12 protein-coding genes and 2 pseudogenes are annotated in these 11,662 nt (G+C 70.3%); 8 read left to right on the top strand and 6 right to left on the bottom strand.

Annotation, left to right across the window (positions count from 1 at the left end):
* Positions 1-799 precede the first annotated feature (799 nt).
* Entirely contained in the window at positions 800-1,507 is a 708-nt protein-coding gene (locus ACZ7OO_RS43730; protein WP_471512962.1) for an SDR family oxidoreductase, read from the top strand.
* Positions 1,508-1,671: 164 nt separating this feature from the next.
* Here ACZ7OO_RS43730 and ACZ7OO_RS43725 read toward each other — a convergent pair whose 3' ends face one another.
* A complete protein-coding gene (locus tag ACZ7OO_RS43725; RefSeq protein WP_471512961.1) occupies positions 1,672-2,448 on the bottom strand; it encodes an SCO2400 family protein in 777 nt (258 codons plus the stop codon).
* Between the two features lie 271 nt (positions 2,449-2,719).
* Here ACZ7OO_RS43725 and ACZ7OO_RS43720 point away from each other — a divergent pair.
* Positions 2,720-2,917 (top strand): annotated as a pseudogene (locus ACZ7OO_RS43720) (response regulator transcription factor); the annotation flags it as partial.
* A gap of 46 nt (positions 2,918-2,963) precedes the next feature.
* Here ACZ7OO_RS43720 and ACZ7OO_RS43715 read toward each other — a convergent pair.
* A complete protein-coding gene (locus ACZ7OO_RS43715; protein ID WP_471512960.1) occupies positions 2,964-3,782 on the bottom strand; it encodes a class I SAM-dependent methyltransferase in 819 nt (272 codons plus the stop codon).
* A 214-nt stretch (positions 3,783-3,996) separates the two neighbouring features.
* The gene (locus ACZ7OO_RS43710; RefSeq protein ID WP_471512959.1) at positions 3,997-4,152 is read right to left on the bottom strand and encodes a hypothetical protein; all 156 of its coding nucleotides are present in this window, start codon (positions 4,150-4,152) and stop codon (positions 3,997-3,999) included.
* Between the two features lie 297 nt (positions 4,153-4,449).
* Between ACZ7OO_RS43710 and ACZ7OO_RS43705 the strand changes: the two genes are divergently transcribed.
* On the top strand, positions 4,450-5,373 hold the full coding sequence (locus tag ACZ7OO_RS43705; protein ID WP_471512958.1) for an NAD(P)-dependent oxidoreductase: 924 nt from the start codon (positions 4,450-4,452) through the stop codon (positions 5,371-5,373).
* A 331-nt stretch (positions 5,374-5,704) separates the two neighbouring features.
* On the opposite strand, the pseudogene ACZ7OO_RS43700 reads toward ACZ7OO_RS43705, so the two are convergent.
* Positions 5,705-5,886: pseudogene (locus ACZ7OO_RS43700) on the bottom strand (sensor histidine kinase); the annotation flags it as partial.
* Between the two features lie 108 nt (positions 5,887-5,994).
* Here ACZ7OO_RS43700 and ACZ7OO_RS43695 point away from each other — a divergent pair.
* Positions 5,995-7,794 carry a dihydroxy-acid dehydratase domain-containing protein gene (locus tag ACZ7OO_RS43695; RefSeq protein WP_471512957.1) on the top strand — a complete coding sequence of 600 codons (1,800 nt, stop codon included), beginning with the start codon at positions 5,995-5,997 and terminating at the stop codon, positions 7,792-7,794.
* 376 nt (positions 7,795-8,170) lie between these two features.
* On the top strand, positions 8,171-8,626 hold the full coding sequence (locus ACZ7OO_RS43690; protein ID WP_471512956.1) for an RpiB/LacA/LacB family sugar-phosphate isomerase: 456 nt from the start codon (positions 8,171-8,173) through the stop codon (positions 8,624-8,626).
* A gap of 2 nt (positions 8,627-8,628) precedes the next feature.
* On the opposite strand, the gene ACZ7OO_RS43685 is transcribed toward ACZ7OO_RS43690, so the two are convergent.
* Positions 8,629-8,994 carry a DUF6479 family protein gene (locus ACZ7OO_RS43685; RefSeq protein WP_471512955.1) on the bottom strand — a complete coding sequence of 122 codons (366 nt, stop codon included), beginning with the start codon at positions 8,992-8,994 and terminating at the stop codon, positions 8,629-8,631.
* A gap of 81 nt (positions 8,995-9,075) precedes the next feature.
* On the opposite strand from ACZ7OO_RS43685, the gene ACZ7OO_RS43680 reads away from it, so the two are divergent.
* Entirely contained in the window at positions 9,076-9,450 is a 375-nt protein-coding gene (locus tag ACZ7OO_RS43680) for a four-helix bundle copper-binding protein (RefSeq protein ID WP_471512954.1), read from the top strand.
* Between the two features lie 162 nt (positions 9,451-9,612).
* Here ACZ7OO_RS43680 and ACZ7OO_RS43675 read toward each other — a convergent pair whose 3' ends face one another.
* Complete coding sequence (locus ACZ7OO_RS43675; protein WP_471512953.1) at positions 9,613-9,819, bottom strand: hypothetical protein; 207 nt, start codon at positions 9,817-9,819, stop codon at positions 9,613-9,615.
* Between the two features lie 26 nt (positions 9,820-9,845).
* On the opposite strand from ACZ7OO_RS43675, the gene ACZ7OO_RS43670 reads away from it, so the two are divergent.
* Both ACZ7OO_RS43670 and ACZ7OO_RS43665 read left to right on the top strand, forming a co-directional pair.
* Complete coding sequence (locus ACZ7OO_RS43670; RefSeq protein ID WP_471512952.1) at positions 9,846-10,025, top strand: hypothetical protein; 180 nt, start codon at positions 9,846-9,848, stop codon at positions 10,023-10,025.
* Between the two features lie 138 nt (positions 10,026-10,163).
* Positions 10,164-11,342, top strand: coding sequence for an acyl-CoA dehydrogenase family protein (locus tag ACZ7OO_RS43665; RefSeq protein WP_471512951.1), 1,179 nt, complete (start codon positions 10,164-10,166; stop codon positions 11,340-11,342).
* The last annotated feature ends 320 nt before the right edge of the window (positions 11,343-11,662 follow it).

The following is an 11,662-nucleotide window of genomic DNA, read 5'->3' as shown; positions in this document are numbered from 1 at the left end:
AAGCCTCTGGTTGTACGGACGTGATCTTCGCAGACCCGTTCCTACCAGGGGCTTCACTCATGCCTGACGCCGAGTCACCATCCCACCGTCCAACATCATCACGCACCGTAACCGTTACGTTGCCGAGAAGACTTCAGTGACTTGGTAGCCGAACTGGTGGAGACCGCGGACGGCCTGGCGGGTGAGGTCGCCGAGTAGGACCAGGTCGGCGGCGGGCTTGGGGAGGTGGGCGAGTCCCTTCAGTCGGGTGTGGCTGCCTGCGGCTGCCTCTGGTGGGGAGAAATCCGGACGTGGAGCCAACGGGGAGTAGTGCGGGTGGGCTGTGGCATTCTGGGGTCGTCCCAGGACATGGACGCCACCAAGGCCCGCCAAAACCAGCGGTGGTGTCCGGAACCGACCTCCAATCGGTGCCAGCCAAGCCTCCAGGATGGCCGTCCTGGGGGCTTTCGTGCGCTCTGGCGCCGATCGGAGGCAGGCGTCCCCATCGCGGCTCGACCGGAGTTGAACGAAAGGTCTGCCAGAGTCGCCGCATCGGACCCGACCCGGCCAACTCGGGTCATTCAGGGGGCAGTTCGTGAGGCTGATGCCTCTGACTGCCTCTGAGTGACCCGGGGCGAATCGGGGTCGAATCAGAGCGTTTTCCTCTGACTGCCTTCGATCGCCTCTGCAACCCGACCTAGCTGGTCACAGCCGATTCAGCCTCAGTATGCCCAGGTCAGAGAGGTGCGTCGGTGGTACCCGCAGTCCCAGGAAGAAGGGTCTGCTGGCTGACCGGGCGGCCGGGGCGCAGGCTGGGTGCATGACGACAACACTGATCACCGGAGCCAACAAGGGCATCGGCTACGAAACCGCCCGCCAGCTCATCGCCGCAGGTCACACCGTGTACGTGGGGGCCAGGGACGCCGAGCGTGGACGCCGGGCCGCCGAGGAACTGGGCGCCCGGTTCGTTCTCCTCGACGTCACCGAAGACGCCTCGGTCGACGCCGCGGCCAAGACGATCGAGGCCGACGGCGGACTGGACGTCCTGATCAACAACGCCGGGATCGAGACCCGGAACGCGGACAACAGCGTGCCCACCGCCGAGACCGTGACCGCCGACCAGATGCGCACCACCTTCGAGACGAACGTCTTCGGTGTGGTCCGCGTCCTGCACGCCTTCCTGCCCCTGCTGCAGCGCTCGGCGGCACCGGTCGTGGTCAATGTCAGCAGTGGACTGGCCTCACTGACGGCACTCTCCGACCCGGAGCACTTCGCGCACTTCTACTCGGGCATCGCGTACCCGACCTCCAAGACCGCGGTGAACATGCTCACCGTGCAGTTCGCGAAGGCGTTCCCGGCCATGCGGATCAACTCTGTCGAGCCCGGGTTCACCAAGACCGACCTCAACGGCAACACGGGCACACAGACCGTGGCGGAGGGCGCCGAGATCATCGTCCGAATGGCGCAGCTCGGCCCGGACGGACCGACCGGCGGCTACTTCGACGTCAACGGCCGGTTGCCCTGGTGACTCACAGCTGAACCAGGCGGGGCGCGGTGGGCATCCCGCCCGGCATCGGCCGCCGGCGCACCCTGTACCTGGCCTTCGATCGCCGCCCCGTCACCGCCGAACGTGCCCTGGCCCGGGGGCTGGTGGACCGGATCGAGGAGTGAGAGGGCCGTCGGGGCGGTGCGTCAGCCGAGGCAGATGACCAGCAGACAGAGGTGTGAGGGCGAGGTCGAGGTCGCGGTCGGTGCCGGACTCGCCGTCGGTGTCTGTGCGCCGGTGCCGGCCGCGGCGGTGGCGGTGGGTGTGGGCGTGGCCGCCGGCTCCGACTGCGTGGCGGTGGTGCCGGATACCGCGGCTGCGGCCGCAGCCTGGGGCTGGGCGGCGGACGGCGCCGTGGACGGCACCGACGTGCCGGTGAGCTGACGGGGTGTCGGGGTTGCGCGGGGTGTGCCGGCGGTCTGCTCGTGCGGCGCGTTCGCGGTGGCCGTCGAGCGGGCGGAGGGCGTGGGGTCCGGGGCCCGGTGGCGGCCGGTCGGTGTGGACACCGAGGGCGTGGGCTCCGTGACCTGTTCGTCCGCGACTCCCATGGGCGCGTTGTCCGGGGCGGCGGCCGCCTGTGCCCGGTCCGAGGACTGCCGGTCCAGCGAGGCGACGGTCAGACCGCCGCCGACCAGAGCGACCGCGGTGGCCACCAGGGCCCGCCGCTGGGTCTTCTTCCAGCGGACCCGCTGACGGCGCCTGGCTGCCCGGCCGAGCGGCGCGCCGGACACGGTGGGGGAGTCGTCGTGCGAAGCCTCGGCGGTCTCTTCCGCCTCTTCCGTGTCGTCGTGCCAGGCGCTGTCGGCCGGGGACTGCCAGGGCGTCGCAACGACCCGGGGCGCGATGTCCGGGGCGTAGACGCCGCAACCGGGGCACGCCAGGGCGCCGTTGAGGTGCCGACGGCACGAGGAGCAGTAGTCCATCCGCGGTCTTCCTGACTCGACTGCGCCAGCGGCGTCCTCGGCCGTGGCTTGATCTCGTTCGTACGGGGGATCGAACGGCCAGAACGGTAGCGAGACTTTGGCCAGGCAGTGTGCAGTCTGTGTGCCGTTTCTGCGCAGATGCGTCACACGGACCGACCGGGCACGTTGAGTCACCGCCGTACGTAAACCGCGGTAGGCCCTGCTGCAACCGCAGTAGGTCGCCGCGGAGGCGGGTACTGCGCCCTGCGCCCGCCGGTTGCCCACAGGGGAACGACGACGGGAGGTCACCACGCTCGCCGCCCGCGGCAGGTCCAACGACGAGATCGCCGAGCAACTCGTCCTGACCGTGCTCACCGTACGCAGCCACATCCAGCGCGCCCTGACCGAACTGGGCGCCCGCGACCGCGCCCAACTCGTCGTCATCGCCTGCCAGACCGGACTGCTCCGCCTGGAACCCCGGCCGGTCTGAGCGTGGGACACCTCGCCGGAAGCGGGTGTCCGCCGATCGCGACGCGTCAGCGCGCGGCCGCCTCCTCGCGTTCCTCGGGCTTGCGCCCCCAGGCGGTCAGCATGCCGGCGGACAGCGCGGCACACTCGTCGGAGGCCAGGTAGCGGACCGCCGCGTCGACGGCGGCGTCGTCGACCAGGCCGGTGGCGAGCATCGCCGGCCGGCTCCGCTCCCAGGTGTCCGCCCAGAAGCGGCTGACGGGGCTGCCCGGCAGCAGCGGCGGCACATGGATCTCGGCGGCGACGGACACCAGCCCCGCCCCCCGCAGCAGCTGCGGATACGACGGCACCCAGGAGACATCCGTCCCGATGGTCGCCCGCAGCCCCTGCCACATCGCCCGCATCACCGTGGAGTACGGCGTCTCGGGCGTCCGGTCGCTCGTCAGGTCGACCGCGTCGCTGAGCACCAGCACCCCGCCCGGCTCCACGAGCCCGGCCAATGCGGTGATCAGGCGGTCGTGTTCGGGCAGGTGCATCAACACGAAACGCGCGTGGACGAGCCGGAACCGGCCGCGGACCGACTCCGGGGCGGCGGTGATGTCGGCCTCGATCACGTCGAGCCCGGGCCGCTCGGTGAGGAAACGTACGTCCCGGTCCACGGCGAGCACGCTCTCCACCCCGGCCTCGTCCAGGAGCCTGCGAGAGATCGTGCCCGTGCCGGCGCCCACATCGAGGCAACGCCAGCCCGGGCCGGCGCCGAGCGCCCGCAGCCGCGCCATGGTGATGTCGTCGTAGACGAGGGCGCCGACGTCGATGCGCTCAGCCTCACCCGCCTGTTCGGGACGGAAGGCGGCCTCGCCGTAGCGGCCGCCCGGAGCGGTGGTCATGGCGCCGCCGGGGTGACGCGGGGGCTGCCGTCGAGCCGGAGCGGCCGGAACGGCGGGCACGGCGGGCACGGCGGGTCGTCGAAGAGTTTCATGGCCGGGCCTCTTCAGGTGGTGGTGCGGTACCGGGCGGCCCGCCCTGAGGCGGTCGTTCCACCGATCGTCCACCGACGACCACGCGTACGACCGAGGCGCGCCGCGCCTGACCCGTTCGGCCTCACCGGTCGTGGGCGGCCGCACGCAGGCATTCGCGGACGCGGGCCACGTCCGGGTTGGTGGACACGTACTCCTCGTCGGCCGGCGGCACCGAGGAGAGCGCTCGGCCGCGGGGCCGCCGCGTGGCGATGACCAGGTCGTGCCGGCCCGAGCGCATCTCCTCCAGCAGGGGCCGAGAAGCCCTGGCGGACCACCGCCGTCGCGCGTAGCGAGCGCATCCAGGGGGCGGCCACCTGACCGGCCAGCTCGTCGACGAGTGAACCGGCGGCCCTCGCCCAGGAGCGCCCAACCCCATGCGCAACGGCCACCAGGCCTGGCCGGACGGCCTGATCCGCGCCGCCTCCGGACGGCTCGCGGTCCGATCGCCGCGAGGGGCGGTGGGCCGTCGGCCGCTTCCGCGCCGTACAGTGCCGATGGCCCTTCGCCCTCCGTACGCCGACCAGGAGCTACGACGATGACGCAACCGACCGGCAGCTCCCGTGCCCCCCTGTACGGCTTCGTGGGGCTCGGTGTGATGGGGCAGCCCATGGCGCTCAATCTCGCCCGGGCCGGAACCCCGCTCGTCGTGTGGAACCGGACGGCCGACCGTGCCGAGGCGCTGCATGCGGCCGGGGCGCAGATCGCGACGAGTGTCGAGGACGTCTTCGCACGCGCGCGTGTCGTGATCGTCATGCTCCTCGACGAGGCGGTGACGGACACGGTCCTCGGCCGGGGCGGCCCGGTTTTCGAGAAACTCGTCGCCGACCGCATCGTCGTGTCGATGGGCTCGACGGCACCGGAGTACGCGCGCGGGCTCGCCGCAGACGTCCACGCCGCCGGCGGCCGCTTCGTCGAGGCGCCGGTGTCCGGCTCGCGCAGGCCGGCCGAGGGGGGCGAACTGGTCGCGATGCTCGGCGGCGACCGGGAGACGGTGGAAGAGGTACGGCCGCTGCTCGCCCCGATGTGCCGGGAGACCGTCTACTGCGGTCCGGCAGGCACCGGGGTGCTGATGAAACTGGCCGTCAACCTCTACCTCGACACGACCATCGCGGCACTGGCCGAGGCCGTCCACTTCGCCCAGCGGCAGGGCCTGGACCTGGAGACCTTCCGGGCCGTCGTCGACTCCGGCCAGCTCGGCAGCGGCGTCACCCGGGTCAAGGTCCCGATGCTCGCCGCGCACGACTTCACGGTGCAGGCCGCCACCTCGGACGCCTACGCCAACACCCGGCTGATCGCCGACGCGGCCCGCGCGGCCGGCATCGCCACGCCGCTCCTCGACCTCAGCAGCGACCTCTACGGCGAGAGCGTACGGCTGGGCAACGGACGCCTCGACATGTCCTCGGTCCTCACCGCGATCGAGTCTCGCACGGACGCCGCACCGGGGCGCTCCACCGACTAGCCTAGGCACCGGGCACGCGGACCTCCTTCTCTGAAGTTTTCCGCCCTGACGTCGGAGATCTCCTGCCTCGCCGTCGCCGTCGCCGTCGCCGTCGCCGTCGCCGCCGACGCCTGGACGGCCGATGACGGAACGGCCGCCTGTCCGTACTCCTCGACCAGGCGATGGGCGCGCTGAGCGAACCGGGCGAAGAGGCCTCGACCAGGCACCGAAGAGGCGCTGGAACGTCTGGAAACCGACAACATCCCGGCCGACGAGGGCCGACCCTGTCCTCCACTTGGCCCATCGGGCCCAGTTTGGGGATGGGCGGCCTTATGCAGAAAGGGAGTCGCCCTCAGGATTTCCGCGCCGGAAACACCGGCCGCACTTCCCATCCGACGCCGCCCCTGGCCCGGCGTCCAGTTCACCGCCCACTGCGGTCACCCGCTCTTTGAGGCCGACGAGGCCGAAGCCGCCCCCGTGGGCGGCCGCCGGAAGGTGGGTGCCGCCGCGGCCGTCATCCGCCACCGACACCTCGCCGACGTCAACTTCGTTGGATCGTTAAACTGACTGGGCTTCGGCTTGGCGGACCCCTTTTTCGAACGCCCCGACTTCGATATCGGGCGGGTGCTACGGAGGATCACGGTGAACGAGGCGCAAGAATGGAAGCCGGGGCAGGATACTCAGATGGTTGCGACGGCGCGACTGCTGGGACAGGACCCGGACAAGATCCACTGCCCCGCCTGGGGCGTCATCGGCAACCTGGGTGACAGCATCTGCTACGCCGGCGTCCCCGCGAAGGTTGAGGCGATCCAGGCAGAACTGCGTCGCCGCGTCGTCGACGACGATCTCCCGGTGCGGGTGATCGCGCCAAACTTCGCGGGTGGGATCTCCGACGGGCAGCGAAATGGCACGCCCCAGATGCGCTACTCGTTGATCGGCCGGGAAACCACCAACGACGGCGTGTGTCTCCACCTGGAGGGGAGCGATGTCCACGGCGTGATCGCGGTGGTCGCCTGCGACAAGCCCCCGGTGGGGACCCTCGCCGCGATCTTGGAGCGCAACGTCCCCGCGGTGATCATGTCCGACGGCTCGATCCGCCCTGGCACCGATTCCCGCACCGGCGAGCCGATCGACATCATCTCCTGCTTCCAGGCGGCGGCAGAGCCGGCGGCCGAGCGGCGGCGGGTGGCACTGGAGGCGTCGCCGGGCCACGGCAGCTGCGGCGGCATGTTCACGTACAACACCATGCAGTCGTTCATCGCCACCTGCGGCATGGAGCCACTGCACATGGTGAGCCCGGCATCCGAAGATCCGCGCCGGATCAAGGAATTCCCCGCCCAACTGCTCAACGCACTGCAGCTGCTCACAGAACGCGGCATCCGGCCACGTGACATCGTCACCCCATCGGCGCTGCGCAATGCCACCCTGGTGGCCATCGCGATGGGCGGCTCCACCAACGTCGTGCTGCACGCGCCCGAGCTGGCCCGTGCCGCGGGCATCGACTACTGGCGCGAGGTGATCACCCAGGAGGAGTTCAACAGGATGGCGCGCAAGCTGCCCGTGCTGGTGAACGCGTGGCCCTTCGGGCGGTACTCGATGGTTGACATCGACGCCAAGGGCGGCCTGCCCGTGATCGTGCGCGAACTGCTCACCGCAGGCATGCTCGACGGCACGTGCATGACCTGCACCGGTGAGACGCTCGCCGAACAAGTCGCACGCCTCAGCCCGGTCGCACCCGACGGGGACGTCATCCATCCACTGTCGGCGCCGTTCAAGCCGACAGGCGGCTTGAGGTTGCTCCGTGGCAATCTCGCCCCCGAGGGCGGAGCCGTCATCAAGCTCGCCGGGGTCGAGGGTGGCATGGAAAACGGCCGATTCGTCGGCCGCGCCCGTGTGTTCGACAGCGAGCAAGCGTTGCTTGAGGAACTGACCAGGGCCCCGGAGGAGTTTCAGCACCGGGACATCGCAGTGATCCGTTACGAAGGACCGCGCGGAGCACCGGGCATGCCGGAGATGCTCGATCCCACCTCGCGGATCACGGCACTCTGCCGGCAACGCGGCATCACCATCGCCCTGATGACCGACGCCCGCTTCTCGGGCGGGTCGGTAGGGCTGGTGATCGGTCACGTGTCGCCCGAGGCGGCGCAGGGCGGCCCGATCGCCCTCATCGAGGACGGCGACACGATCGTCGTGGATGTGAACCAGGACACCCTCGACTGCACCGAACTGAACGACGCTGCGACGGCGGCCGAGCGCCGTGCGCGCTGGCAGGCCGAGACGGACCGCAACGACGGGACACACCCACGGGTTCGGCCGGTCAGCGCCCGGCTGCTCCGTCGGATGCGCGCCTGTGCCCTGCCCCCGCTCCAGGGCGGCGGGGTATCGGATGGCGTGGCCACCGAACCCCGGGAACAGGCGGGCCCGACAGGCCGGGAGAGGTGACGGAGTCGGCACGCTTTTCCAGACCCACGTGATCGCGAGTCTTGCGGACCGAAGCTCCGGTTGTCACAGGTGACCGCCAAGTCCCCCGTGACAAGCGGAGCTTCGATGTGTCACCGGTCTGTCACGCCGCCCATCGCGAAGGACCGGACCCCCGTGTCGCCGCCGGGCGCGGCCGGCGCGACCACACGGCGTTGGGCGAGTGGGCCGACGGCCCCCCAGCACGTCCTGTCCGGTCATGGGCGCCTTCCGGCCGGCGGCAGGCCTCGCGCCCGGCCACCCGCGCCGATGCTGGGGCGGCAGACCAGGAGGCGCCGACGAATCAGCCGACGCACGCCCGACTGGGTCCGGTCCACTGAACGGGGGAGAAGATGGAGGTATGAAGATCTCCGTCTCCTCCGACATGGACGAACCCGTCGCCCGCCTCCTCGTCGAGGAGCTGCGCCGCCGTGGCCACGAGGTGCGTACCTACGGCGCACTGGAAGCAGGAGCCGACCCGCAGTGGGCGGTCTGCTCGGAGGCGGCCGCCCGCGATGTCGCCGCGGGTGGCGCCGACCAGGCGGTCGTCTGCTGCTGGACCGGCACCGGCGCATCGATCGCCGCCAACAAGGTGCCCGCCGTCCGCGCGGCCCTGTGCACGGACGCGTACACCGCCGATGGCGCCCGCCGCTGGAACGACGCCAACGTCCTCGCCTTGAGTCTGCGCCTGACCTCGCAGCCGGTGCTCAAGGAGATCCTCGACGCCTGGTTCACGGCAACGCCGAGCCAGGACGCCGAGGACCTCGGGAACGTGGCCCACGTCGGACGTCTCGACGCGGGCCGGGGGACTGTCTAGGGTCAGTGGGCGCCGAGTCCGCCACCACCGAACGAGCCGCTGCTGCCCTTGCTCCAGCGCGGCCGGTCCGTCGACGTGCTCGGCCTGGTCTGCTGATTGCTCAGCTCGTAGGGAGTGAGCGGGCGGCCGCCCTCGGGCATCCGGGGAATCTCCTCCGACTCACGGTTCTCCCGGATCTCGTGGACCGCGCCCTCCGGTGGCAGCTTCGGCTGCTCATCGGGGCGCGGCCGGGGCGACTCGCGGTACTTGACACGGTTGCCCAGCCAGAAGCCCCCGGCGAGCATCGCCAGTACGGCCACCGCCACCACGAACAGCCCGAGACTCATGAGGCCGCTGGGAGCGGCCAGCTCCATCGATACCGTACTCATAGGTAAATGGATACCCCGCCCAGAACGGTATGAACCGGACATAGGTGTTTGCCGTGACCGCACCTCGGCAACCCGGGGTGCATGACGCCGACGACTTCTCAACAGGAGCTCTACGGATACCTTGAGGATCGTTTCACCTGCGCGCAGGCATGTACGGAGTGTGCTCGGCTGTGTGCGCTGCGTGCCAGCGTGTTCGATCCCGACGGCACGGCCGAGCTGGAGCGGGTGCGCCGTACGGGCATCATGTGCGCCGAGGTGTGCGACGCGACCTGCCGGGCGCTGACCGAGGAGAACGTCCAGGACGAGGCGGGGCTGCGAGTCCAGCTGGAGTGGTGCCGGACGGTCTGCCTCCAGTGCGCGCAGGCCTTCGACACCCGCCCCGGCGCCGAGAAGAGCGCGGCCGCCTGCCGGGCGTGTGCCGTGGCCTGCACCGAATTCATGGCGGCACTGGCCTGAACGGCGGCCTCCGGGCACAGGTCGGTCACACTGTGCGCAGGGTGTCACCGCCGGGGGTAGCCGAGATGCCATCGCCGGAGACGCCCGTACGCCGACGGCTGACCGTCACCGCTCTTGGTTGAGCGTGGTCGGTCAAACTGGATCGCCCCGGCACGCTGCGCCTCAGTCGCTCTCCTCGCCCATGTGCAGATGGACGGTGACTTCCCGGAGTGTCGGGGACGGTGGCAGCGGGTGAGGGTCGTTCGGGCGCAGGCCGTCCACGAAGATGCGCACATGGCGGGTGGCCAGGGCCCTGGCCCGCTCCGCGGGCAGGGAGGGCATGGGGCGGCAGACCAGAGCCCCGGTGGTGATCAGGTCCATGTGCGTCACGTCGGGGTGCTGGTGGAACTGAACTGATGACGGTCCAGCGGTACGTGGCCATGGCCAGGACCATCCCGTCGGACCGGCTCATCCGCGTCGGCGCGTACGACATGCTCGGCTTGATGGTCGCGACACTCTTCGTCTCGGTGTCCATCCTCGCGCCGGCACCGAAGGAGGTGCGCACGGACCTGGGGTGGGCCGGCGCGATCCACTGACCAGATGGCCGGCTTCACGAACGCCTGCTCCCGCCGAACCACGGTTCCGTTCACGTACCTGCGCCGCCATTCCCAATTTCTGCAACACGTTCTACGGTGTGCGCCGTCAGGACCGCCCGTGGGGAGCCTGGAGGCGCCGTGCACCTCGACCACACGCCCGAGCAGCAGCGGCTGCGCACCGAACTGCGCGCCTACTTCGCCGGCCTGGTGCCGGACAACGCCTACGCCCGCTACGCCGACCCCGCCGCGCAGAAACGCTTCTACCGGGAGACGGTCCGCCGGCTCGGCACGGACGGCTGGCTCGGCGTGGGCTGGCCGAAGGAGTACGGCGGCCGTGGCCTGACCGCGATGGAACAGTTCATCTTCTTCGACGAGGCCGCCCAGGCGGGCGTACCGCTCCCGCTGATGGCGCTGAACACGGTCGGCCCGACGATCATGCGGTACGGCACGGACGAGCAGAAGTCGTACTTCCTGCCCCGTATCCTCTCCGGCGAGATCGACTTCGCCATCGGCTACAGCGAACCCGACGCCGGCACGGACCTGGCCGCCCTGAAGACCCGGGCCGTACGCGACGGCGACGAATACGTCGTCAACGGCCAGAAGATCTGGACCACCAACGGCGACACCGCCGACTGGGTCTGGCTGGCCACCCGCACCGACCCCGAGGCCCCGCCGCACAAGGGCATCACCATGCTCCTGGTGCCGACGTCCGACCCCGGCTACTCCTGCACCGTCATCAACACACTTGCCTCGCACGACACCACCGCCAGCTACTACGAGAACATCCGCGTCCCCGTATCCCGCCGGGTAGGCGAGGAGAACCAGGGCTGGCGGCTGATCACCAACCAGCTCAACCACGAACGGGTCACCCTCGCCGCCCACGGCACCATGGCGATCCGCGCCCTGCACGACGTCCAGCGCTGGGCCATGGAGACCAAGCTCGCCGACGGCCGCCGCGTCATCGACCTCCCCTGGGTGCGCCGCGGCCTGGCCCGGACCCACACCCGCCTCGACGCCATGAAGCTGCTGAACTGGCAGATGGTCACCGCCGTCCAGGAGGGCACCCTCACACCGCAGGACGCCTCCGCCGTCAAGGTCTACGGCTCCGAGGCCCGCCGCGACGCCTACGCCTGGCTGATGGAGATCGCCGGTGCGGCGGGCCCACTGAAGGAGGGCTCGGCCGGCGCGGTCCTCCACGGCGACCTGGAACGCGGCTACCGCTCGGCGGTCATCTTCACCTTCGGCGGCGGCAACAACGAGATCCAGCGGGAGATCATCTCGTGGATCGGACTGGGGATGCCACGGGTACGGCGTTAGCCTGCTGCGACTACAGACCTTAGTTGTCACAAACCGGGGATAGTTGGCATCAAGATCACCGACTGTCCTCAGGGTACGCGGCCCGAGGCGCACGCCGCCATCGACGGTGGCGCTAAGCCTTGGTGCAAGGCCAGCAGGCAGTTGGCTCGGCGGTCAGCTGGTGTCGTGCGCAGGTGCCCTCTGCGGCACGGCTCCAGCGGCCAAGGAGCGCGTGAGGCGGCGAGAGCAATCGTCAAGACCTGTGGATGCGAAGTCCGAAGTCGATGCGTCTCCTCCGGTTCCGACCCGGTGATGGGGCGTGAGCCGGGTTCGGAAGCTCG

The organism is Streptomyces sp. NPDC111744 (genome assembly GCF_055634995.1).
The sequence above is the reverse complement of the archived record's forward strand: the minus strand, read 5'-3'. Positions and strand labels throughout refer to the sequence as shown.

Coding starts and splice junctions, on each gene's coding strand:
- ACZ7OO_RS43715 (WP_471512960.1), bottom strand. CDS start 3,782: ATGACCACCGCTCCGGGCGGCCGCTACGGCGAGGCCGCCTTCCGTCCC.
- ACZ7OO_RS43685 (WP_471512955.1), bottom strand. CDS start 8,994: ATGAGTACGGTATCGATGGAGCTGGCCGCTCCCAGCGGCCTCATGAGT.
- ACZ7OO_RS43725 (WP_471512961.1), bottom strand. CDS start 2,448: ATGGACTACTGCTCCTCGTGCCGTCGGCACCTCAACGGCGCCCTGGCG.
- ACZ7OO_RS43710 (WP_471512959.1), bottom strand. CDS start 4,152: ATGCGCTCGGGCCGGCACGACCTGGTCATCGCCACGCGGCGGCCCCGC.
- ACZ7OO_RS43730 (WP_471512962.1), top strand. CDS start 800: ATGACGACAACACTGATCACCGGAGCCAACAAGGGCATCGGCTACGAA.
- ACZ7OO_RS43690 (WP_471512956.1), top strand. CDS start 8,171: ATGAAGATCTCCGTCTCCTCCGACATGGACGAACCCGTCGCCCGCCTC.
- ACZ7OO_RS43705 (WP_471512958.1), top strand. CDS start 4,450: ATGACGCAACCGACCGGCAGCTCCCGTGCCCCCCTGTACGGCTTCGTG.
- ACZ7OO_RS43680 (WP_471512954.1), top strand. CDS start 9,076: ATGACGCCGACGACTTCTCAACAGGAGCTCTACGGATACCTTGAGGAT.
- ACZ7OO_RS43670 (WP_471512952.1), top strand. CDS start 9,846: ATGACGGTCCAGCGGTACGTGGCCATGGCCAGGACCATCCCGTCGGAC.